At 40.0% G+C, this 23,175-nt stretch carries 24 protein-coding genes; 8 read left to right on the top strand and 16 right to left on the bottom strand.

The features are described 5' to 3' along the window. Nucleotides 1-201: 201 nt before the first annotated feature. The 4 genes from ORQ98_RS21110 to ORQ98_RS21095 form a co-directional block, all read right to left on the bottom strand. Nucleotides 202-1,194, bottom strand: a complete 993-nt coding sequence (locus ORQ98_RS21110; RefSeq protein ID WP_274690807.1) for a TRAP transporter substrate-binding protein — start codon at nucleotides 1,192-1,194, stop codon at nucleotides 202-204. 276 nt (nucleotides 1,195-1,470) lie between these two features. After that, entirely contained in the window at nucleotides 1,471-2,823 is a 1,353-nt protein-coding gene (locus ORQ98_RS21105) for a sigma-54-dependent transcriptional regulator (RefSeq protein ID WP_274690806.1), read from the bottom strand. Nucleotides 2,824-2,837: 14 nt separating this feature from the next. Continuing rightward, nucleotides 2,838-4,730 (bottom strand): sensor histidine kinase, encoded by a 1,893-nt coding sequence (locus ORQ98_RS21100; RefSeq protein WP_274690805.1) that lies wholly within the window; start codon nucleotides 4,728-4,730, stop codon nucleotides 2,838-2,840. Nucleotides 4,731-4,781: 51 nt separating this feature from the next. Then, on the bottom strand, nucleotides 4,782-5,588 hold the full coding sequence (locus ORQ98_RS21095) for a lipopolysaccharide kinase InaA family protein (RefSeq protein WP_274690804.1): 807 nt from the start codon (nucleotides 5,586-5,588) through the stop codon (nucleotides 4,782-4,784). A 161-nt stretch (nucleotides 5,589-5,749) separates the two neighbouring features. Between ORQ98_RS21095 and ORQ98_RS21090 the strand changes: the two genes are divergently transcribed. Next, nucleotides 5,750-6,595 (top strand): HDOD domain-containing protein, encoded by an 846-nt coding sequence (locus ORQ98_RS21090; protein ID WP_274690803.1) that lies wholly within the window; start codon nucleotides 5,750-5,752, stop codon nucleotides 6,593-6,595. 31 nt (nucleotides 6,596-6,626) lie between these two features. Here the strand turns inward: ORQ98_RS21090 and ORQ98_RS21085 are convergent, their stop codons facing one another. From ORQ98_RS21085 to ORQ98_RS21070, 4 genes are all read right to left on the bottom strand, one after another. Beyond that, nucleotides 6,627-7,025, bottom strand: coding sequence for a VanZ family protein (locus ORQ98_RS21085; RefSeq protein ID WP_274690802.1), 399 nt, complete (start codon nucleotides 7,023-7,025; stop codon nucleotides 6,627-6,629). Nucleotides 7,026-7,044: 19 nt separating this feature from the next. Beyond that, nucleotides 7,045-7,686, bottom strand: a complete 642-nt coding sequence (locus ORQ98_RS21080; protein WP_425347699.1) for a pseudouridine synthase — start codon at nucleotides 7,684-7,686, stop codon at nucleotides 7,045-7,047. A 237-nt stretch (nucleotides 7,687-7,923) separates the two neighbouring features. Continuing rightward, entirely contained in the window at nucleotides 7,924-8,121 is a 198-nt protein-coding gene (locus ORQ98_RS21075; RefSeq protein WP_274690801.1) for a DUF2788 domain-containing protein, read from the bottom strand. Between the two features lie 448 nt (nucleotides 8,122-8,569). Beyond that, nucleotides 8,570-9,178, bottom strand: a complete 609-nt coding sequence (locus tag ORQ98_RS21070) for a DUF416 family protein (RefSeq protein WP_274690800.1) — start codon at nucleotides 9,176-9,178, stop codon at nucleotides 8,570-8,572. 37 nt (nucleotides 9,179-9,215) lie between these two features. Between ORQ98_RS21070 and ORQ98_RS21065 the strand changes: the two genes are divergently transcribed. From ORQ98_RS21065 to ORQ98_RS21040, 6 genes are all read left to right on the top strand, one after another. Further along, nucleotides 9,216-9,350 carry a hypothetical protein gene (locus ORQ98_RS21065; RefSeq protein WP_274690799.1) on the top strand — a complete coding sequence of 45 codons (135 nt, stop codon included), beginning with the start codon at nucleotides 9,216-9,218 and terminating at the stop codon, nucleotides 9,348-9,350. 72 nt (nucleotides 9,351-9,422) lie between these two features. Next, the gene (locus ORQ98_RS21060; protein ID WP_274690798.1) at nucleotides 9,423-10,481 is read left to right on the top strand and encodes a potassium channel family protein; all 1,059 of its coding nucleotides are present in this window, start codon (nucleotides 9,423-9,425) and stop codon (nucleotides 10,479-10,481) included. Nucleotides 10,482-10,516: 35 nt separating this feature from the next. Further along, nucleotides 10,517-11,170: a DUF2491 family protein gene (locus ORQ98_RS21055; protein ID WP_274690797.1), complete on the top strand. Its 654-nt coding sequence runs from the start codon at nucleotides 10,517-10,519 to the stop codon at nucleotides 11,168-11,170. 29 nt (nucleotides 11,171-11,199) lie between these two features. Next, nucleotides 11,200-11,601, top strand: a complete 402-nt coding sequence (locus ORQ98_RS21050) for a DUF350 domain-containing protein (protein ID WP_274690796.1) — start codon at nucleotides 11,200-11,202, stop codon at nucleotides 11,599-11,601. Nucleotides 11,602-11,613: 12 nt separating this feature from the next. Continuing rightward, entirely contained in the window at nucleotides 11,614-11,970 is a 357-nt protein-coding gene (locus tag ORQ98_RS21045; RefSeq protein ID WP_274690795.1) for a hypothetical protein, read from the top strand. Between the two features lie 6 nt (nucleotides 11,971-11,976). Continuing rightward, nucleotides 11,977-13,140, top strand: coding sequence for a glutathionylspermidine synthase family protein (locus ORQ98_RS21040; protein WP_274690794.1), 1,164 nt, complete (start codon nucleotides 11,977-11,979; stop codon nucleotides 13,138-13,140). A 13-nt stretch (nucleotides 13,141-13,153) separates the two neighbouring features. Here the strand turns inward: ORQ98_RS21040 and ORQ98_RS21035 are convergent, their stop codons facing one another. The 3 genes from ORQ98_RS21035 to ORQ98_RS21025 all read right to left on the bottom strand — a co-directional run bounded on the left by ORQ98_RS21035 (nucleotide 13,154) and on the right by ORQ98_RS21025 (nucleotide 17,565). Continuing rightward, nucleotides 13,154-13,594 (bottom strand): hypothetical protein, encoded by a 441-nt coding sequence (locus ORQ98_RS21035; RefSeq protein ID WP_274690793.1) that lies wholly within the window; start codon nucleotides 13,592-13,594, stop codon nucleotides 13,154-13,156. 29 nt (nucleotides 13,595-13,623) lie between these two features. Beyond that, nucleotides 13,624-15,510 (bottom strand): inositol phosphate phosphatase SopB, encoded by a 1,887-nt coding sequence (locus ORQ98_RS21030; protein WP_274690792.1) that lies wholly within the window; start codon nucleotides 15,508-15,510, stop codon nucleotides 13,624-13,626. Between the two features lie 225 nt (nucleotides 15,511-15,735). Beyond that, on the bottom strand, nucleotides 15,736-17,565 hold the full coding sequence (locus tag ORQ98_RS21025; protein ID WP_274690791.1) for an ABC transporter ATP-binding protein: 1,830 nt from the start codon (nucleotides 17,563-17,565) through the stop codon (nucleotides 15,736-15,738). A gap of 860 nt (nucleotides 17,566-18,425) precedes the next feature. On the opposite strand from ORQ98_RS21025, the gene ORQ98_RS21020 reads away from it, so the two are divergent. Further along, on the top strand, nucleotides 18,426-18,875 hold the full coding sequence (locus ORQ98_RS21020; RefSeq protein WP_274690790.1) for a chemotaxis protein CheW: 450 nt from the start codon (nucleotides 18,426-18,428) through the stop codon (nucleotides 18,873-18,875). A 207-nt stretch (nucleotides 18,876-19,082) separates the two neighbouring features. On the opposite strand, the gene ORQ98_RS21015 is transcribed toward ORQ98_RS21020, so the two are convergent. The 5 genes from ORQ98_RS21015 to ORQ98_RS20995 all read right to left on the bottom strand — a co-directional run bounded on the left by ORQ98_RS21015 (nucleotide 19,083) and on the right by ORQ98_RS20995 (nucleotide 23,162). After that, a complete protein-coding gene (locus tag ORQ98_RS21015; RefSeq protein ID WP_274690789.1) occupies nucleotides 19,083-19,871 on the bottom strand; it encodes a hypothetical protein in 789 nt (262 codons plus the stop codon). A 365-nt stretch (nucleotides 19,872-20,236) separates the two neighbouring features. Further along, nucleotides 20,237-20,518: a hypothetical protein gene (locus ORQ98_RS21010; protein WP_274690788.1), complete on the bottom strand. Its 282-nt coding sequence runs from the start codon at nucleotides 20,516-20,518 to the stop codon at nucleotides 20,237-20,239. A 724-nt stretch (nucleotides 20,519-21,242) separates the two neighbouring features. Continuing rightward, nucleotides 21,243-21,581: a DUF3301 domain-containing protein gene (locus tag ORQ98_RS21005; protein ID WP_274690787.1), complete on the bottom strand. Its 339-nt coding sequence runs from the start codon at nucleotides 21,579-21,581 to the stop codon at nucleotides 21,243-21,245. A gap of 135 nt (nucleotides 21,582-21,716) precedes the next feature. Next, nucleotides 21,717-22,565, bottom strand: coding sequence for a polyphosphate kinase 2 family protein (locus ORQ98_RS21000; protein ID WP_274690786.1), 849 nt, complete (start codon nucleotides 22,563-22,565; stop codon nucleotides 21,717-21,719). A gap of 123 nt (nucleotides 22,566-22,688) precedes the next feature. Next, a complete protein-coding gene (locus ORQ98_RS20995; RefSeq protein WP_274690785.1) occupies nucleotides 22,689-23,162 on the bottom strand; it encodes a methylglyoxal synthase in 474 nt (157 codons plus the stop codon). Nucleotides 23,163-23,175: the final 13 nt, after the last annotated feature.

Genomic DNA, 23,175 nt, shown 5'->3' with positions numbered 1-23,175 from the left:
TCTGCTACTGCAAGACTAGCGACAGCAACTTTAATTGAAATAAAGAGTGCTGGCTGTTTTGCGTAGCGGTGGTTTTAAAGTAACTTTACCCTCACCCCAGCCCTCTCCCAGAGGGAGAGGGAGCTAACAATGCCTTTTGTGCCACTCTTAGAGGGAGAGGGGGCCAACACAACTTCTCTGCTAGGAGGTTGAAACTTTTTGTTATTTACCCTGATTTGCACTTATTGCTGCTTGAATTAAGTCTTTGCCTAATTCTGCTTCAAACTTTTTCCAAACGGGTTTCATTGCATCAACCCATTGCTGGCGTTCTTCAGGCGTTAGTGTTACCACTTGCGAGCGTTTTGAAGCGATAATGGCTTGCTTATCTTCCTGGCCTTTAGTCAGGGCAACTTGGTTGCCATAAACAATCGCTTCTTGTAGTGCTTTTTCGACAGTAGGGCGGATATCGGCAGGTAAACTTAGCCAGAATTCCTTAGAGCTGAGTACCACATAGTCTAAGACCCCATGGTTTGACTCTGTAATATAAGGTTGTACTTCATAAAACTTCTTAGAGTACATGTTAGACCAGGTATTTTCCTGACCATCAATGGCTTTGGTTTGTAGTAAAGTAAATACTTCAGCAAATGGTTTTTTAACGGGGTTAGCTGATACAGCTCTAAACTGTTCGACTAAAACATCAGAAGCCATAATACGGAATTTTTTTCCTTTTGCGTCTGCAGGGGTTTTCAGTGGTGAGCTAGCAGAGAGTTGTTTAAAGCCATTATGTAAGTAACCCAGACCAACCAAACCTCGTTTTTCTAGTGACTTTAATAGCTTTTTCCCTTCAGGGCCCTGCTGAAAACGATCAATGGCTGCCATATCATCAAACAGGAAAGGTAAGTCAAATACCTGAACTTGCTTATTATATTTTTTTATTTTAGATAGAGCAGGGGCTGCTAGTTGTACATCACCTAATAACATGGCTTCGAGCACTTTATCGTCACCAAACAACTGGGCGTTAGGAAACACTTTAACAACAACTTTTCCAGATAAGCGCTGTTCAACTAGCTCTTTAAATTTAGTTGCCATTTTTCCTTTAGGCGTATTTTCAGCTACCACATGAGAAAATTTAATTTCAATAGGGGCTGCTAATACACTGGTGACACTCGCTAAGGTAATTGATACTGAAGCAGCGATTGTTTTTAATAATTTCATTATTTGTCCTCGTTGCGTTTTTCTTTGTTATTTAGATTTTTTTAATTATCTAAGTTATCAATCACCAACTGTTGTCTAGTTAATGATTGCCTAATGGTCTACTAACTATCAGTAAGTATGAGTCAGCAAGTATGGGGCCAACTTTAATAAAAAGTAAATAGTTCTTATTAATCAACTAATTAAGTTATGTGAAAAGAGGGTGGAAGAGGTGTAGCCTAGTCTTAGTGGGTGAGAACTCATCCATTAGTCAGTATGGAATGGGTGGAAACCCGCCCATTACGTTAAATAGTCCTGGCGGGTTAGTCCGTATTTTTTCATTTTGTCGTATAAGGTTTTTCGTGGCAGGCCTAAACTTACCATGGTTTCTTTAATGCTACCTTGGTGTTGTTTTAATGCTTCTTCGATTAAGGCTTGCTCAAATCGTTCAACTTTTTCGGGTAGGGTTTGCCGACTTTGAATATCTTCAATAGCCTGGCTACCAGGTAATTCTATGCGCCAGTCGTTGCCTATTAGTACATAGCGCTCAGCCCAGTTTCTTAGTTCCCTGACATTACCTGGCCAATCATGTTGTAATAGGGCTTGTTGTTGCTCGGTGGTAATTGGACTAAATTCACGGCCATATCGGGCGGCGGCTACCGATGCAAAGTGCTGAAAAAGCAATGGGACATCATCAAGCCGTTCGCGTAAGGGTGGAATTTTAATAGTAAGGACATTAAGCCGGTAATACAGGTCATTTCTAAATTCACCTTGCTCACTTTTTGCCAGCAAGTCTTCTTTAGTTGCAGCTACTACGCGAATATCCAGATCAATTAAACGGTTGGAGCCTAAAGGTTGCACCTGTCGTTCTTCTAAAACCCTGAGCAGTTTTATTTGCAAATTGAGAGGCATGCTTTCAATTTCATCTAAAAACAGGGTGCCGCCATTAGCATATTCTAGTTTACCAATACGTTTTTGTTCTGCGCTGGTAAAGGCTCCAGCGGTATGGCCAAATAGCTCGCTTTCAATTAGGTGTTCGGGAATAGCGCCGCAATTAATGGCAACAAAATGGTGTTTGGCGCGGTTGCTGTGCTCATGTAAATAACGGGCAATGAGTTCTTTACCAGTGCCTGTTTCTCCTTCAATAAGAATATCTGTTGGCGTATTCATTATTTGGTGGATTAGCCGGCGCAAGTTACCTATGGCTGTATTATTACCCAAAATTCTAGGGCCTGGTGCACTTTGCGTGGCGACCTCAACTTTTAGCTGTTGGTTTTCAATGGTAAGCTGTCGTTTTTCTAAGGCTCGACGCACGACATCTAGAATTAAATCGGAGTCAAATGGTTTTTCAATAAAGTCATAAGCGCCTGCTTGCATCGCTTTTACTGCAGTGGAAATATCGCCATGGCCGGTTAGCAAAATAACTGGTTGGGTAGCATCCTGCTGTAATATCTGTTTTAGCAGTTCAATGCCAGAAATCCCTGGCATATTGATATCGGTGATAATAATGCCTGGCCAGTCTGGTTGATAAGCTTTTAGTACTGCTGAGGCAGATTCAAAAGTGGTTACTTCATAATCTGCCAGCGATAGGCTTTGTTGGACGACGCGTCGTATATGTTCGTCATCATCAATAAACCAAATAAGACCTTTCATAGTACACTCATTGTTCACAACTTGCTTTCTTTTTCATTTGTAGGGGCGCCTTTGTATAGAGGTAACTCTACACTAAAAACGGCACCTCCAGCCGGGTGGTTTGTTGCGGTTAACTGGCCATTAAATGACTCAATAATACGCTTTGAAATGGTCAGCCCTAAACCTAACCCAAGGCTAATCTCTTTTGTAGTATAAAATGGCTCAAATATTTTTTTTACATTGGTAATGCCCGGGCCTGAGTCACTAAATTGAATAATTAGTTGGTTATTGTTTGTTTCTACAGTATTTTTTTCAATATTGCTCGTTTCAACATTAATTGTTATGACTTTTTTAGTACTTTCACTGAGTTCTTGAATAGCATTAGAAAGCAAATTAACAAAAACCTGTTCCAGCCGGACGGCATCCCCTAAAATAAAGGCTTCATCAAGTTTTGTATTGACCGTGTATTCTATTTGGTTACGTTTTATTTGGTTGTCAAGCAGGCGTAGCGATTCAGTTATACAGTTGATAACTTCTACTGGTAATAAGGTGCCAGATGTTTTTCGAGAGAAAACTTTAAATTGGGCAATAATATTTGCCATTTTTTTGCATAACAAACTGATTTGACCAAGATTATCCTCTGCTTCAGCTTGCCGGTTTTTTGTTAAAAACTTTCGTGCATTATCGGCATAAGCCTGAATTGCCGTTAATGGTTGATTAAGTTCGTGATTAATGCCAGCAGACATTTGGCCTAATAGAGCCAGCTTAGCAGCCTGAATCAACTCATCTTGAGTTTGTTTTAATTCAGCGGCTGTTTTTTCCCGCTCTTCAATTTCTTCTAATAACCGCTCGTTGCTGGCAGTTAAGTCAGCTGTTCTTGCCATCACACGGGTTTCAAGTAAATCCCTTGCTTCTCTCAATTGGCGCTCGTTATTAATTTTTTCAATGATAAATAATATAACCAGTAGCCCTAATGTGAGCAAAGTTGCGACTAATATTAGTGTAAACCAGCTGTCTCTGTGAGCTGATGCTAAGTCCAGTAAGATATAAACCCGCCAACCCGCTTCTGGCATATCCAGGTGGCTGGCTAAATATTGTCTTTCTGTGCCATCAGGTTCGGGAATAGTCAGTATTGCTGTTGCAGGACTAAAGATGGATGAAAGTGGTTCTGTAGTTAAGGCTAATGCTGCTATTGTTTTATCACCATAACGCCTGGTTTGGCGTAAACGCCTGAGTTGGCTCATTGATAAGGGCTGTAACGATTTAAATCGCCATTGAGAGCGGCTACTAATAAATATAATGCCATCAGGGTCGGCTACTACCAGCTGGGGCTGGTTTCTTTCCCAGGCAGTTTCCCAGCGACTTTCTATGTTGCTCAGGCTTACTTTTACGACAATCACAGCCACTGTTTGTTGGTTATGTCGAATAGGGAAAGAGAAGTAATAGCCACGTTGTTTTGATGTAGTGCCAATAGCATAGTAACGCCCCGCTTTTCCCTGTAATGCCTGCAAAAAATAAGGACGATAGTTAAAATTACGCCCAATGAAGCTGGTAGGCTGGCTCCAATTATTGGCTGCAACAGTTAATCCAGAGCTATCCAGTAAATAGATATTAGCAGCACCTGTCAGTGCTGCGGTGGTTGCAAATAAATTGTTGATTTGATCAATAGACTGGTTTGATGGTTGAGCTGCATAAGCTTCTAGTAAGGGGTGTGAAGCCAGCAGTTGGGGAAGAGACTCATACTTTGCCAAAATACCTTGAAGGGTTATTCGGTAACGGGCTAGTTCATTCTGTGCTTGTTGTTGTAACGTAATATAAGCTGAGTCTCGTGTGTGTTGTGCAAACCATAGCAGTGTCATGAGCATTGCCAAACTACCTAGGGCAATTACAACAAGTCGCTGTTGAAATTTATTTGGTGCTGACTTCATAAAAACCCTGCTCTTGGGGTATACATGCTTTCCTTGACAGGTGTTGTTGTTTTAGCGGGCTATATAATCCATCAGCTGCTGTTTGGTTTTTTGTAACTCTGGATAGTAAGAAAAATAGATGTCCAGAAATAGTTTTTTATCTTGTTCAGGTAAAGCGCTACTATGCCTTAAAAAACATTTTAGATCTTTATTGGCTCGCCAATACTTGCTAGGTAAATATCTTAGCTTTTCAAGATCAATCACCTTAACTGGCTGTTGGTCATCTGGATCAAGTGATACAAAAATATGGTTAGGGTATAAACAAAAGTGGCATAGTTTATGGCTATGCAATTGAACAGCCCACTCAGCAATATATTGAATTATTTGTTGTCGTGAGGCTTCTGTAGGTTTTTGTTTATACCAATCAAATAAATTAACATGATTAACCAATGCTTGAGTGATTAAAATAGCCTGATGTTGGTGTTTTATACGGCGTTCACCATAATATACGGGTGTTAGGGTTGCTAACTGACGTTTCTGTAATTTACAAATATTTTTATATTCCCGAAAAAAAGTAGGCTCACCACGAAAAGGGTGGGCTAAGCTTCGGGCATTGTGGTTTTCTTGGCGCTTAATAAAAACCTGTAGTGATGATGAATTCTTTTCTGGGTAATTTTCTTTGGTAGCTGCGTTTTTATTTACTACTTGCTGGTCTTTAGCTTGTAAATGATATTGAATCACACCACTCCAGCCATTACGTCGTCGATTAGGTTGTTCAAACCACTCGGTAGTTAATGACCAGATTGATTCAAAGCTATCTAGCTGGTTACGTTGGAACAGTTTTTTGAAGTTGTCAGTTGTGAAGGCTTCAAACATCATTTCTTGGCCAGGCAATTTTTAAGCGACTGGCTAGTAAACCATAATCAGATAAATAGTCAAATTCTTATAAGAAGTTGAGGTAAAAGTTATTGTTGTGAAGCTTGATGGTTGAAGTTGTCTGGCTAAACTGAATCATAAACCATTAATCACTAGTAGTTGTTATGTTGGCTATGAACCCAGCAGAAGATTTTGATTTAAAAGGTATTTTTATTCCTCCTCAACCCAAGTTGATGATTCAGATCAAAGAGGCTGGGGAAGATCTAAAAAAATTTGCTGAAATCATTAGTACTGATCCAGGTATTGGTGCTCAAGTACTTAAAACCATCAATTCACCTGCTTTTGCAAGGCCAAAAGTCATTAACTCGATTCATCAGGCGGTAATGCTGCTAGGGCGTGGTTATGTAATCAATATTATTAATGGCCTGATGTTGAAACGTGCTTATGACCATGTAGATACAGAAGCATTGGAAAGTTTTTGGCAAGGTTCTAAAGATGTATCACTAGCGATGGTGCTATTAGCCAGGCAACTCAATATTCTGGCTGTGGATGACGCTTATCTGATTGGCTTATTTCATAATTGTGGTATTCCCTTAATGCTGCAGAAATTTCCGAATTATATGGAAGTTTGTCATCAGTCATATGGTGAGGGTATTGAGAACATAGCAGAACTCGAAAGCGCGGAGCTTAAAACCAACCACTGTATTGTTGGTTACTATGTGGCGAAAGCTTGGCAGCTTAACAAAGATGTCGCTGAAATTATCAGAGATCATCACCATTTAACCTCAACAGAAGATAAATCTGCTTATTTTAAGGGTAATGATCAGGATGACCTAGTGTGCTTACTGAAGATGGCTGAACATATTTGTAAGCTTTATCATAGCCTGGGAAAACATGAAACAGACTATGAGTGGGAGCGCATCAGAGAAACTGTGCTTGACCATGTGGGCCTATCAGAACCAGACTTTATTGACCTGCAGGAGCTGACCCGAGAGCAGCTAGGGTTGTAGCTGATATAGGAATCATTAGTCTGCTAGCGTTTTACATTTTCTGTGTTTGTGGCTGCCAGCGCCAATTGATAATTGGCAGGCGTTGCCATAAAGGAATACATAACCAGTAACCAATCATACCACCCATATCGGCAAGCCCATCAAGCCATGAAGCAGATCGGTTGGGTAGGAAGTTTTGTACTACTTCTATAAATACACCATATCCTAGTAAGGCAAGTATTTTTGCTAAACCAAACTGCGTTCTAGGAAAGCTACTATCTAATAAGTAAGCAAGATAACCAAACGCTGCAAGATGCTTAAACTTATCGTCAATGGTGGGTAAAACCAAGTCAGTCTTTGGTGTAAATGCAAGCCAGCTGATGACGACCAAGCTGATGAGTAAAAGAATGAGCGATAGGCGTTGATGCCAGTGGTTAGAAAGGTTTGTCACGTCAGTTAAAGCTGATCCTTTATTTTACAGAAAAAGCACTAAGAGAGACTTCTTGCCACTCGCCAGGTTGCAAAGTGCCTAAGTGTATAGGACCAATTTGATATCGCACAAGCCGCAAAGTTGGGTGACCAATAGCGGCGGTCATTCGTCTCACTTGTCGATTCCGGCCTTCTGTAATTGTAATACTTAGCCAGCAAGTAGGGATATGTTTACGTTCTCGAATGGGTGGGTTGCGAGGCCAAAGTTTAGGGGGAGTAATAATAGTGGCTTGAGCGGGGCGAGTAAGGCCATCTTTTAATTGCACACCATGACGTAATTGGGTGAGGGCATTGTCATCAGGAATACCCTCCACCTGTACCCAATAGGATTTTGCCAGTTTGTGGCGTGGATGGCTTAAACGATGTTGCAAGTCTCCATCATTCGTAAGTATAAGTAAGCCTTCGCTATCTCTGTCGAGTCTGCCAGCTGGGTAGATATCTGGAATACTAATAAAGTCTGCCAGGGTTTCACGACCTGCCTGATCTGTAAATTGAGTTAACACTAAGTAGGGCTTGTTAAAGATAATAGCCCGAGGCCTTGGTTTGGGAGAGTTAATGGCTTTATTTGTTTTAGCGCGTTTATAGGTAGGTTTTTGGCGCTTTATATGACGAGGGGTGGTCATGGAATATATTGATTCGAGATACAGAAAACTTGTTTGTGAATTGGTTAATAAATAATCCGTATTTGTACGGATTGTAGCCAAGCTAAATTTTGACCAGAATGAAACTGTTGATAAGCTGCTCCAACCTTATCACTTATCATGTTCGTTCTTATCTTTACCCAGCTAAATTAGCTGGGTTTTTTTATGGCTGAGATTTGACAGCCGGTTGATAGTTAATTAACCAGGTTGGGCATTTAGTTAGTAGCTACCAATCATTTCAACCACGACAGTTTTAATTACAAACGCCAAAACACCTAAACAAAGCACACCAAATAATACAAAGGTGCCAAACTTTCCTGCTTTGGACTTTTTGGCTAAGTCATACACTATGAAAGCCATAAACAAAATTAAACCTGTTAGTAGCACTTTGAGTGCAAGACTTTCAAGGTCTTCCATTACAACACCTGAACGTTAAAACTAAATGTATGACAGCACTAACTCTGTTGGAGGCCCTGTCTGCTCCTGGCTAGCAAACCATCGGTTGTGAACTCTAGTATACAATAACTAAGTTATGAAAAGGCAAACACATAAACTTGCACGCCATAGTCTGCGTTAAATATGTCAGAAAATTTCCATATAGCCCAATGAAGCTAGGAATGCTGATATCAAAAAAGTACCCGACCTATAGAGTCACCTATTGACAATATTTTGGTTAACTTTGTCACAAAATAGTGTGTTTGTTGTGATGTTTGTCACTTAATCGCGATTAAAAAAGTTGGCACGATGCCTGCTGTTGATACAGTGTCGTGTATGCTGATAGCGCTATCTTGAAGCAGCTTTCATTAAAAGCGAGAGTTTTTGAGGAAATTGCTTACAAGATAGGGCTAATTTTTTTGTTTGGCGTCTATGCGTTTGGCTCGTTAGCGGTAATCCCTAGATGACTTATCTGATCATTTTGGGCAAGCTTCCTCAGTTTTTTGATTTCTGCACTACTAATCGATTTCTTGGTAGACAACTGTTGGTGTAGATCTTCTAGAAAGCTTATCTGTGCTAAGTAAAGGGGGTGAGATTCTACATACTGGCGCAGTTCTATACCACTCAAGTCGGCTACTTCGGTATGCTTGATAAACTTTAAAATAGTCACCAAACTTAGATCGGCAACATGTACAGCATCTTCTATATTAGGTCCTAACGCAAACATTAAGCATGAAATAACAGATACGGCGCTATCTAAAGCGGGTGATGCACCATACATGTCGTATTGATCCAAATCAGGCACAATCTCTTCAGCTTGAGCCAGCCATTTCTCTAAAGCAGCCGTATTTTTTTGCCCAGCAATATGTTCCCAAAGTAAGCTAACGGCTTGTTTAAGTACATTGATATCACCAAATTGAGCCAGCTCTGAAAATAACTGATAGTTAGGCAAACTACGCTCAGCGATAGCTGTAGCAAATGCTAACTGTTGCCAGTTGGTTAGTGGTTTAAGCTGTTTAATCAATTGAGCTTCATTCAAACTGGTTGACCTTTTAATGGATTGGAAATGAGAATATATGGTAGTAGTGCATGTATTACTAGTTTACACATCAACGGGTATTAGTCTCAATGCAGGTAATATTAGAGATGCCTATAATGAGCGTTTTACATCTGATGTCGTATCATTAGCAATAGCCTACAATACACCCTAATGCTCACACAGTCTTTTGATTTTTAGGTACACTTACCCTTTGATTAATAAGACATTATTGGTTAGATAGTACATGGTTTATTTTCTAGGCCGGTTTTTTAAACAACTTAATCATCACTTTCTAAAGTTATCCCTGTCAGGAATAACACTGGCGGTTGTTGTGCACTTGTTTCTTTCTTGGGCGCTATTGTGGGGGCTCGGAGAAGAAGACTTAGTTAAGCCCGAGGTGTATGTTTACTATTATCTGACAACAGCAACCACAATAGGTTATGGTGATTATTCACCGGTGACAACCTGGGGAAGACTATTAGTTGCGTTTTGGGTTATGCCTGGTGCGGTTGCACTATTTGCAGCTTATTTAGGCAAAACAACACATTTGGTTGTAAGTTGGTGGAGAAGAGGTATGCAAGGTAAGGGGAACTACTCCAATTTAGCTGATCACTTTTTGATTTTAGGCTGGCATGGAGATGGTACTACTCGGATGGTTGAGTTAATTACTGCTGATGCTAAGCGTGCTGAGCGAGACATTGTTCTTTGTGTGGATGATGAAATAGAAAATCCTCTTCCTGATGTGGTTTCATTTGTGCAAGGTCGAGCGTTGTCTGATGAAAGCTTGCTGTTACGGGCGGGCGTGAAAAACGCAAGCCGTATTATTATTTATGGTAAAACTGATGACCAAACGCTGTCGACAGCTTTGGCAGTAGATGCGTTAAAGCCGCAAGGCCATATTGTTGCTCACTTTGAAGATGAACGTAAAGGCGAACTACTCAACAGCCATTGCCCGAAAGTAGAGTGTAATACGGATATTGCCATAGAAATGCTGGTGCGTTCTGCGGAAGACCCAGGCTCATCTCGGGTTCAAACACAGCTGCTGTCAGCGTTGGCTGGTCCCACTCAATTTAGTTTAAAGATACCTGATAATTTTGTGGGTACTGATTTTGGCAAGCTCTTCTATTATTTAAAAGAGCATCACAATGCTACTGCTTTTGGTGTAGCAGGAAATGTAGCAGGTACCGATTTAGTCCTTAATCCTAATAAAAATACCCCCATCAAAAGTGGTCAGCTAGTTTACTTTATGGCTCAAGAACGTATTACAAGTAATGAGGTGAAGTGGGATTCACTGGTGGGCTGATTCAGTGTTTTTAAATTTGTAATAGAGGCCAGTTAATGTTTGGAAAATGGTTTAAAGGTAAACAGTCTGAAACATCTGAGCAAAATAAATTACCTAGCCCTCTAAACTTACGGCTTGGAGCCGCAGTAACGTTGGACACTGTGGTAATGACCATGCTGTCTGATAAGTTAAATTTTGAGGTGCCTTCCAGCCAGCAAATTATTGAAGCACAGGGAGCCATCAGTCTTGGGATGGGGTCTTATATTAGCCGTTACTATACATCGGAAGATGGCTTTATTCAGGTGAATACGACAGGTGGTCATGAAGAACAACATATTGATGATGTAAAGTTTTTTGTGTTTGCTAAAACGCTATATCCTGGCACTGATGCAGAATGGAATACTTGGCTGGCAGAAGGCGGGCAAATAGGACAACCAACCTTGAGCTTTCTTGATACCCAGTATCAAAGGGGCTTTAATTCAGAAACACCAGGCGCTATTCGGCCTATAGAATTCACTGAAACTGTACACTCTAGAAGTGGTGAGCCACCTTACCAAGTTGTACATCGAGCGATGTTTTATGAGCGTCCTTTAAGTGGCAGTGAACGTTATGAGGGGTTGCTAGTGTCTGCAGAGCATAATTCTGATGGCGATTGCCTGGTATTTAGTTTGGGGATTGACTTAGACCCTATGTCACTTTCTGTTATTTAAAAAAACTTAACCAGTAACTGGAAAAAATCATGATTACTTACTTAGCCAATATAGGTTCGTTTTTTTTATATTTTATTTCTGCATCTCTCTTAACGATGGCGTATGTTGGCGTATACACAAAAGTAACGCCTCATGATGAATGGGAGTTGATTAAGAAAAATATTACAGCAGCAGCCCTGGCTTTTTCTGGCAGCTTATTGGGGTTTATCATTCCATTAGCCAGCTTAATTATCCATGCAGTCAATCTGATGGACTTATTTTTGTGGGGGATTGTTGCGCTGCTGGTCCAACTGTTAACGTTTAAAGCCATTAGTCACATTATGCCCTGTATTTCTGAGCGTTTGGCAAATAACGAAATGGCTGCTGGTATTTGGTTAGCTGCTGCATCTGTTGGTGCTGGTACTATTACCGCTGCTTGCTTGACCTATTAACTGGGGGATTCAATGAAGCGTTCAAAAACGGTAAAACTGGTTTTGATGGGGTTGGCCCCAATTGCTTTAACAGCCTGTGATGATGAGCCCAACTATGAATATATGACACTTAATGAGTGTATTGATTATGTCAGGGCGGTAGATAAAGACTCAGAGTTTGATCTGGATATTTTAATTGGGCCTGGCTATTCCCGCTCTAAACTGGATAAGTCTTTTTATAAATACCGCGAAAAAAAATATGGCTCTTCTTATGTGAGCTCTAAATCCTCATCTACCAGTAGCAAAAAAACGACCACTTCATCTCGTAGTGGGTTTGGTTCCTCGGCTTCTGCCAGAGGGTCTTGGGGTAGAAGTAGCTGGGGAGGCTAATTCACCATGCAGCGAGTGTCGATTAATCCGCGGGCAGACTGGCAAGCACTTGCTAATCAATTAGGTTTTAAGTTTCATACCTTATATGGGGAGCCGTATTGGGATGAGTCAGCCTATTATCAATTTACTTTACAGCAAATTGAAAGTGATATAGAAAACCCAACTGCTGAATTGCACGGCATGTGCCTAGAACTGGTTGATAAAGTGGTTAGTAATGAGCAGCTGTTGCAACGGCTGCATATTCCGGAGCTGTATTGGGACTATATCCATAATAGCTGGCGGGCAGGGGATAAGCATTTATATGGGCGAATGGATTTAGCCTATGATGGCTCGGGTCCTGCAAAATTTTATGAATATAATGCAGATACTCCCACCTCGCTTTATGAGAGTGCTTTTTGGCAATGGATTTGGCTGGAACAAATTATGGAGCAATCCATGCTACCTACTGGGTGTGACCAGTTTAACTCTATTCAAGAAAGGTTGATCGAGCGTTTAGCGGTATTGGATATACCCCAACCATTGTACTTTGCTTGTTGTAAAGGCACAGAAGAAGATCGGGGCACGGTGCAATACTTTGAAGATTGTGCACTACAGGCAGGATTAGCCACTAAGTTTATTTATGTAGAAGATATTGGTATTAGCCCTGAAGGTGAGTTTACTGACTTAGATGACTACACCATACCTGCCTTGTTTAAGCTTTACCCTTGGGAATGGCTCATGGAAGAGGCGTTTGGCCCTGCTATTCCGGACTCTGGCACTCATTTCTTAGAGCCCCCCTGGAAAGCAGTGTTGTCAAACAAGGGTATTTTACCATTATTATGGGAGATGTTTCCTAATCACCCTAACCTGTTGCCAGCCTATTTTGAGGATGAAATTAATCAAAACAATCAATTTACCAAGGGATTTGTTCGAAAGCCCTTGCTTTCAAGGGAAGGTTCTAATATTACGATACAGGATCACCAGGGAATTCAGCATGTAGTAGAAGGCCCTTACGATGATAGTGGTTATATTATTCAGGCCTATCATCCGCTACCCGCCTTTTCAGGCAATTATACTTTGGTGGGTAGTTGGGTTATTGCAGACGAACCAGCGGGTATTGGAATCAGAGAAGATCGCCAAGTAATTACCAAGGATTCGTCACGGTTTTTACCCCATGTGATTATTGATTAGAGGTGTCTTTAAGCTACACCTTAATCTGGCTCTGTGATGGGGTATTTTGAGGTTCAGAAGTGGTTAATAATTCTTTTAAGTACCAGTTACATCGGTGTACTACCCGTTGAAAACCGTCAACCACATCATCTGTTGATGCAGTCAACGGCAGTTGTAGTACTGCACAGGCCTCTGTTGCATCTGGCGTAATAAAAAAACTAGTGGGATGTTGTTGCTCAGCATCTCGATTAGCAATTAATAAGGCTGCTAATGAAGTTGGTTCATTAGGGACAGGCCCAAGTGAGGCTAGAATTTCCAGCTGTTCGTTATCTATTTCAGATAAACGTATGGTTTGCCCGGACTCTAAGGTTAAAACAATTTCTAGCTCATCGTCATCCAAAGGAGGGGAATATTCGCCACCTATTGCAGCGAATAATCCCTCCATTTTTTCATCAAATAGTTCACTGGTAAACATAATAAATCTTAAGGTTTAGCTGGCAGGGCTTATGCGCTGACTGCACCAGAAAGCCCTCTGACCTCAGCTCGATTAAATTCAGCAATATTGTTAGCATTTGAGGCTACAGCAATACGACCACCCTCGAATATTTTATAACCCGGTACTCCTGTATTCGCTTTTTGAATTTCATGGTTGCCAGATTCTAGTAATACTTTATCGTGAAGTGCTTGCCGCTCATCAGTCATTGCGCTAGAAAAGTCTGCTACATGACCACTATTTAATTCTTGCTCAATTAATGATTGCTTGACTTCGGCATCGAGTAATCCCGTGCGATCTTTACCGCTCATGCAGTTCCAGGCCGGTACAACCCCCATTTCATTACTTAATAGAACAACTAACTCTGGCAAAGCATAAGCTCTATTACCATCTAAACGGTGTTGATTAGTTAACATCAGCGCTGCAATATTATCCAGATAAATTTGGATACGTTGGTTTTTTAGCTCATCATTAGACGTGTTTTTATAATTAATGGCCCAGCTTATCAACCGGTCCAATGGCTCTCGGTTATTCTGGTCGGCCATTTTCCAGCCAGTGATATCAGAGTTAGGGTGTTGGTCAGCAAATTTAACCAGGTTAGGAAACTTACTAGCCAATTTAGCGCCGCCATTGACACCAAAATTAAATGCTAAAACGTCCAGCTGTACTTTAACCGTTTTATTTTCACCTTTAATATTAACCGTAAACTCTTTCGGACCATCACTTGCCCGTTGCCAAGCAGCTAATTGCTCTTGAATAAATTGTCTTTCTTTATAGCCCTTACCTTTATAATACTGAGAAGGGGTAAGGAGTGATGTAGAGGTGAGCTTTAAGTTGAAAGGCTCATTAGAGTTGCCAGATTGTAAATGGTTAATCAGCTGGTTTTTATTTAGTTCAAGTGCAGCGGTAATGACTTCTTGGGTACGCTTGTCAGCACCGGCTTGGCGGGCATCTGGCCCTTTCACGCCAAAAGGGGTATTAACCCCGTGGCGAACACCTTTAAAAATGGTGTTTCCAGTTGAGTCCTTAAATTCTGATACCCATAAATTAACAGCATGCTTATCTTCGCTGGTAGCCATGGAGCTGATACCTGATACCTTTGAGTGCTGATAAGCCATTTGTAGAGAGGGTAACTCTGCTGCTGGTGTCATTTCGCTGGTGTATTGTTTACCCTGCCATTCAATGGTTTTTGAAATAGGCTGCCAATTCACTTTATGGGTATTTAATTGGTGAGCAATCGCTGCTTTATAAGTCTGTTTAGCTTCTTTTAATAAGGCTTTTTTATCTGACTTGCTTAGTGGCTGAGAAGACGTTGCCTCAAATGCTTGCATAAGTTGTTTGGCAAACTGATTACTAGTAGTTTTGGTTGTCTTCATTGCCTCTTTCATAAATGCGGCTTTATTTTTTGAGACATCGAATTTTGTTTCAGAAAACCGCTCAGAAAAATCACTCAATAATTTGTCTAACTTAGGTGTTACTGCATTATAAACTTGCCATTTTTGCTTTTCTGGTAGTTCATTGACCTTCGCTATTAAGGCTTTTTTTGCCGCTTCTTGATGGGTTTTTAGCAGGTTATTCATACCTTCCAGCTTGGAATGTGCCTTGCTTTTTTCGTCTGTTTTAAGTTGGCTGTCGGCTGTCTTAAATTGATCGGTGGCTGTGGTCATACCAATCAGTTTAACTGGTTGCTGAGAGGCTGTATAAAGAGGTTGTTGCTGGGCTGAAACCTCATAAGACTTTGCTTTTTTACTGAAATGGACTTGAAAAAAATGACCAATATTTGAGAAAAAGCTGTGAATTGTTGAACGGTTTTTTTTATCACTAGCAATTTCAAGATCTCTTGCATTATTGATTGTGTTAAGACTCAGGGATGGCTGAGGGCTGCTAGTAATGGACATAAAAACGACTCCTAAAGGTCTTATCCTTAACCGTAAGCTATCAAGTAGTACAAGCAAGTAGTACAAACGATAGCGATTAGTTGCTACAGATATAGCTACTTTATAACGTTAAAGGAGGTCGTAATCTTGTAGATTTGGGTTGAATCTTTTAAAGTTTAATCAGAATCATGCATGAGAGCATAATGAGTTGTATATAAAACCACCGGCGATGCCGGTGGGTAGTGATTATTTTTCTCCCAAAAAGCCGCCTGTTTGATGAGCCCATAGCTGTGCATAAATACCACCAGCTGATACCAGCTCTTGGTGAGTGCCTTGCTCAACAATTTTTCCTTGATCCATTACAACTAAGCGGTCCATTGCTGCAATAGTTGAAAGACGGTGAGCAATGGCAATCACGGTTTTGCCTTGCATAAGCTTATATAAGTTATCTTGAATAGCGGCTTCCACTTCAGAGTCAAGAGCGGAGGTTGCTTCGTCTAATACTAAAATGGGAGCATCTTTTAACAGCATTCTGGCAATCGCAATCCGCTGTCGCTGGCCGCCAGATAATTTGACTCCGCGTTCACCTACTTGTGCTTCAAACCCTTTATTACCTTTGGGATCGGTTAGCTCATGAATAAAATCATAGGCTTCTGCTTTTTTACAGGCGGCGATTAATTCCTCTTCCGAAGCATCTGGTTTACCATAGAGAATATTTTCCCTGACAGAGCGGTGTAATAGCATGGTATCTTGGGTAACCATGCCGATGCAGGCCCGTAATGATTCTTGCTGAACAGTTGCGATATTCTTCCCGTCAATTTGAATAATACCCTGTTCAACATCATAAAACCGAAGCAGTAAATTAACCAATGTTGATTTACCTGCACCGGAGCGGCCAACTAGGCCAACTTTTTCACCTGGCTTGATACTTAAGTTCAGGTTATCGATTACGCCTGATTGCTTACCATAATGAAAACTGACATTAGAAAATTTAATGGCGCCGTCATTGATTTGGAGTGGAGAAGCTTGCTCATGATCAAGTACATCTCTTGGCTGGCTTAGAGTACCCATACCATCTACAACAGTACCAATATTCTCAAATAAAGCACTAATTTCCCACATTATCCAATGGCTCATTCCATTTAAACGAAGTGCTAGCGTAATCGCAACGGCGATAGCGCCTATTGTGACCTCATTTAATGACCACAAATAAAGGGACAATGCGCCAACAGCAAAAACCAGGGTATAATTAATCCACTCCAAGCATATATTAAAGCCCGTCACTAGTCGCATTTGCTTGTGCACAGTGGTTAAGAATAAGTCCATGCTATCTTGTGCATAGTCAGCTTCTCGTTTGGTGTGAGCAAATAATTTTACTGTTTGAATATTGGTATAGCTATCGACTATACGGCCAGTCATTACAGAGCGAGCATCCGCTTGTTGGGTTGATACTTTTCTCAACCTAGGAATAAAAAACCATTGAATACCAATATAAGCAGCTAACCAAACTAGTAGGGGAATCATTAGGCGCTTATCGGCTTGGCCAACCAGTACTATCATGGTTATAAAGTAAATGGTGATGTATACCATCACATCCACAAGCTTCATCACTGTTTCGCGAATGGATAAAGCTGTTTGCATGACTTTAGTTGCAATGCGACCTGCAAAATCATTTTGGTAAAAGGACAGGCTTTGTTTTAGCAGATAGCGGTGAGCCATCCAGCGGATAGCCATGGGATAGTTGCCTAGCAGAGTTTGATGCACCAGTAATGAGTGAATCAATATAACTCCAGGAATGCCAATTAAAAGGGCAACACTCAGGGCAATTAACCAGCCTTTTTCCTTTTCAAAGAAAGTGGCTGGATCACTTTGCTCCAGCCAGTCGATTAATACCCCCATCATGCCAAATAGAGAGGCTTCAGCAACTGCGGCGATTGCAGTAAATAGTGATACTAACAATATGGGCCGCCACATACCTTGAGTATAATGTAAACAAAACATAAGCAGGGTATTAGGGGGCTGCTCAGGTTCGCGCTTAGGAAACGCCTTTAACACTTGTTCAAAATAGGCAAACATTATTTTTCCTTTAAGAATTAAGGACCGATGATATTTTCGTTATATTTTGCAATAAAGTCCATTACGGAAATAGTCATAACTAGTAAGACAATTAATCATTCTGCTTAGGAATACTAAAAAATTAGCGAAAAGTATTATGGACATCTCTAATAATTGTTTACTACTTCTAGCCTTTTGATAAATTTGTAATCAAGACATTGTTTTGAAAACAGGCTGGTGACCTGTTGAAAAGCAATAACCCTTCTATCTGTTTAATGGAAAGAGTGGGTGGTTCCTAACGATGCATTAAAGAGAATCTTAAAACCACGGTTGCTGGTAAACTTGACAATACTTAAGACTATTAACACTCTGTGATGAAGTTTATTGCTGGCCAGTGCACGAGCAGACGTAAAGAGTCTTCTTATTGGTTAAAAATATTTTAAAGCTGAAGCTGATATTGTTAGTGATGTTATTTGCAAGCTATCTTTATTTGACACTAACGCTATTGAGTAAATTTGTTGTTCGCCTTCGAAGTGTTATCTTCACCTAGGGATGATAAAAGCTGTTCGTTTTAACTATATAGTAATAGCTGAGCTAGTTGTTTGAATCGCCATTGTGATGAGAATATGAGGTCGTTTAGTTGTAAGTATATTTTTATTGATTTTATTCCCATTTTTGTATTGAGTACTTGCTTTTATAGGCAAAACCTTAAGCGACTTGAGAGGTGGAGAAGCTGGTGATTTCTGATAGCTGTACTACCCTGTAAAGCAGCAATCTGTGGTTTTTTGTTGGGTATAAGGATCTTTTTGTTATTAAACAGATATTTAAAAGACGATAATAGCCTAAGAGGTGGAGAGATAGACAAAAATGGTGAATAAGTAATGCAAGAACAGCAAGCGACTAACAATGAAGAGGCTCAATGGCTGACATTTTCATTAGAAGGTGAAATCTATGCTGTTGAAGTGCTGCGTACTCTAGAGATTCTCAATTTTATGGAATTGGCTCCTGTTCCTGGAGCGCCAGATTACGTACTGGGTATGATCAGCTTGCGTGGAGAAGTGATTAATATTAATAGTCTCAGATTATTATTGGGTCTTCCTGGTAGTAATGTTTCTAATCAGTCTCGTATAATACTGCTTGATATCAGTGGACAGATACAAGGTATCTTGGTTGATAGTGTATCCGAAATAATTAGTATTAAAAATGCTGAAATAGATAGCTCGAATGAACATGGTACTAATTGTCCATTTGTTATCGGTACAGCACATTATGAAGAGGATATAATAATTTTGATTTCAGTAGAAAAGCTCTTAGCAGTTGATAGCCCTTGACCGTTAGTAAGTGACAAGACCGTTGCCAAGAAACAATTTATCTGCCCTTACCTCAATTACCTATTATTTATAATATTCACTGGACCATCCTCGTCATTCGGTAGTTTCCAGCTAGCGATGGTAAGCCAATGGATGTTGTTATTGCTAGCCTTACAGTAGAAGGCTAGCCCTAAATAACCCATTTTTATCGGTTATTTTATACGTTTGTTATTGAAGTATGTATTTAAATGTATGTGCAGCAGCAACAGCGCCAAAACCTCTACCGGGATTAAATATTAAAGTATAGGTTCGATAGTTTTTTAACATACCAGCAGGAAAGTTAATCGAAAAAACCCCAGAGGAGTCAATCAAGGGGCTGGTCATTTCCAAGATAGGTTGGGTGTTTTGCTCTGGTGAATCGCCAATATTATTTCCATCAAACACTTGTAGCCAGGCTAAATTATCACTTGCAACAACATTAGGTGGGCTGTTGTAAACAGCAGTAATGCCTGTAAGTGCTTTTCTTGTAACAGCTATTGTGCTGCCGCCAGATTGAGCTGGTTGACCAAATACCATTGCTCTTGTGGCAGCGACACTCCTTTCGTCTTTACCTGCTGTAATCGCGATTGTGTAAATACCTTGTTGGAAGTTTATTCTATCAGAATGCAAAACATAGTGGCCTTTATTAGAAGATAAGGGGGCTTTAAATAAAGGTTTCATTGAAAAGTCTACTTCTGTTGTATCTTTCCAAACCATTACCCAGCCAGTCTCTAAATCATTTGGTGTTATGAAATTAAAAGAAACAGTTGTTGCATCTAAGATGTTGAAATTAGAAATTGCAGAGAAATGGGATTTTGCAAATAAACCTGCAGAGCAGCTATCAGAGTTATAAATACCTTCAACATGGCTAGCATTTACTATATCAGCACATGATGTGTTTGGTGTTTCGGCATTTGTATAAGCATTAAAAAATAATGAGGATAAAACAGCTAACCCCAATGTTTTTTTTATTTTCATTATATAAGCCCTTTGATATTTGAAATGGTTTAACAGATTTGATTGACGCCATGAAGAATAATATCAATATAGCATTTAGCAATTTAATATTTCACTATAGTTATATGACATGCAATGTTTATTGTTGCGGAACTATTTTTGATTGGTTAGCCAGTTCATTGAATTATGGGTAAATATGAATGTACGGAAAGTTCGTGATAAGTAAGTTAATAAATATTAATGAGGTATCTGTTTTTATAAAAAAGCCACTGAGTAATGCAGTGGCTTAAATTGAAGTGTGTAGTTAATATTTTTTTAAGTAATTAAATACAATTAGTGGTTTATATATAGTGTTGCTATTTTATTTTTTGTTTTGTGCATAGGGCCTAGTATGGCAGTCTTTCAATATGAGTAATACCTGCATTCCCATCTAAAGGCTGGTATATACTAACCATAGCAGGGTAAGTAGCTGCGCCAGGATAAACTGGAGTAGCATTACAGAAAAAAGCATAGTTTTTACCAGAAACGACCTGAGAGGCTACAGCAACAGGTTCATACTTTACTCCTTGAAAGTGCTCAAATGCTTCGCTAAAAGCTACCTTTGCTTGTTGATCAATGTTACAGGTAAATGGTCCATATGCTCCAAGAGCTAAGTTAGGGTTAGACATTACTTTCTCCTTAAAGAATATTTCCAAGTAAATTAAAGTTAAAAGGGTGAGTTATTTACTTACTTATTAATACACCCACTATCCATTTGGTCATAATGTCGTTAGTCGTTGTTATTCAACAACTCGATAAGTATAGACAATAGATGTAGAATAACCAGAAACTAAAAAACACTTGATTTGACTATAATTAACTCTTTCGGCTTTCGAATAAAGTGTTAATATGTAAAGACAAGTTAGATTTTTATCTTCTTGATTTATTTTGTTTTTAGTAGTGAAAATACAATTATTTATTGCAAATGAAAATTCTCCAATACATTGGTTCAGTTGTTTTTCTGCTACTAGGCGTAAGCCAGTTTTTACCAATTTATCTCAAGGGCATCTCTAATAATTATTAGAGATGCCCTTATGCCTGGGTTTATTTGAGGGGCGGCTAGCAATGACACAGCTCATTTCATAGGAAAGCTTACAGGCCATATCATTGCCACACCCCTGTTTTTGTGGTTATCAGTCAAACTGTTTAAAACAGCTAACAAAAAATGAACAGAAGGGCCTTTGTGTTTGAGTTTTTGGTCTTGATTACTAGAAAACGCTAGGAGGCTCAGCACTCCCAGCATACCTTACCCTGTTTATGGCTCAGCGTAAGGCAGCACTAATTTAACAAAAAGTTGTCAGACGAACAACTTAAGTACATCTTCTGTTGGCTTGATTACGTTGTCTGTTGAAGCTATTGCAAGTAGGTTTGTTTGGCTGCTTCTGGCTGTTCATGGGGGTTGTCAATTTGCATCTGTTGTATCTTATAGCCCAGCAGCTGAACCGCACCTTTATAACGCTCAGCGCCATTCAGGCTGAACTCAAATTGATAACTGCGAGCGAATACAACTTGTCCTTGGCTATTACGCTTCAGCTTTAGCCAGTTGAGGGCAACGGTATCATCCAGTAGTTGCAACTGCATGGACTTGCAAGTTCGGGCGACAGCTTGCTTTGCTAGCTCTTTTGCTTTGACTGCATCCCACCAAAGTAAAGCGGCGGCAATACATATGATAATAAGTAACCAATCAAACATATTTCATATTTCTTTGTTTCGATAAACTTATGGCTGTAGGTTACCTGATTAAGGGTAACGACACATGGTATATTTCATAAGTATGATCTTTTTAGATTTTATCAAGAGGCGCTAGTGGGGGTAGACGCCACTAAGCTATTTTTTTTTAGCTTTTTTGCTGAGGTTGGTAACGACTTCTTCAGGTAAGTCATCTATGTTAAATGGCGGTTGAATGACTGGATAACTGGGTTTCATAGCGGTAAGAGTATGGTTCAGAATTTTGGCAATGAGCAGGTCACGAAACCAGGTATAGTCGCTAGGTATAATATACCAAGGGTGTAGTGGACTATGGGTTAGCTGGATAATTTGCTCATAGCTTTTTATAGTTTGGCTCCAGTGTTTTTGAATGTGTAAATCTGTTGGTGTTAATTTCCAGTGTTCTTCTGGATTAGAAAGGCGTTGTAAAAGACGGTGGCGATGTTCTTGGCGACTTATATGTAAATAAAACTTGATGACCTGAGTCCCTGTATCTCTTAGCAGTAATTCAAAACTATTAATGTGTGTTGCATGGTTGTGTAAGCCTTTAGGCTCAATACCCTCATTGACCATATTGCGAAGTATCCACTCATAGTAACTGTGGCTAAATATTCCAATCATGCCTTTACTGGGCACATAATGATGAAAACGCCGTAAAAAGTCATGACGCTGATCATCAATGCCGGGTGGGTCGAAGGTATGCGCTGAAATACCGTGAGGGCTAAGCCCCGTAAATACTTGCTGTAAATTGGATAATTTAGCAATGCTATCCATTGCTTGAAAAATAATAAGCAATCCCTGTTTTTGTTCTGCAAACAATTTCGTTTGCCATTCATTCAAGAGAAGGCCTAGTGTTTGGGCTTCTTTTTTGGCGTTGGTTTTATCCAGATTAAAGGTATAACTTGGGTTATATGCCTCTAGGTTAAGTTCTCCTTGTGATGGTGGTAAAAAGTAGGCAAGATCCACCATAAGCCCGTCCTCACTGTTATAGTTATATCATTTTTAGTATAAGTCTAGTTGTGACTAGTTTTTTAGTTCTTTTAGTGCTGGCTATCTACGGCCACTGTTAGATGTAACCATAGGGCACTCACCTTAATTAGTTTCAGCAATATTTCGTCGCTTAATTCGATAGTGTTCATAATCAGGTACACTATGGGTGTAGTTTTCCCCCATGAGTGGTGACTGAATCAGGAAGTCTGCTGTGGCCTGATTACAAGCAACGGGAACGTTCCATACTGCTGCAATCCGAAGCAGGGCTTTTACATCCGGGTCATGAGGCAGTGGCTCAAAGGGATCCCAGAAGAAAATGAGCATATCTATGCTACCTTCGGTAATTAGTGCTCCTACTTGCTGATCGCCCCCCAGAGGGCCACTAATTAACTTTTCAATGGTTAAATCTAAGTTATGTTCCAGTAGTGCACCCGTGGTGCCTGTTGCATATAAGTGGTGCTGTTCAAGAATAGGGGCATGTTCACTTACCCATGCAAGCATTTCTTTCTTTTTATTGTCATGAGCCACCAGTGCAATATGTTTGGGGTGATTCATGTGGCGTTGTGTATACTTCATTTTTGTGTAACCA

It is taken from the genome of Spartinivicinus poritis, from assembly GCF_028858535.1.
GTDB lineage: Bacteria > Pseudomonadota > Gammaproteobacteria > Pseudomonadales > Zooshikellaceae > Spartinivicinus > Spartinivicinus poritis.
The sequence above is the reverse complement of the archived record's forward strand: the minus strand, read 5'-3'. Positions and strand labels throughout refer to the sequence as shown.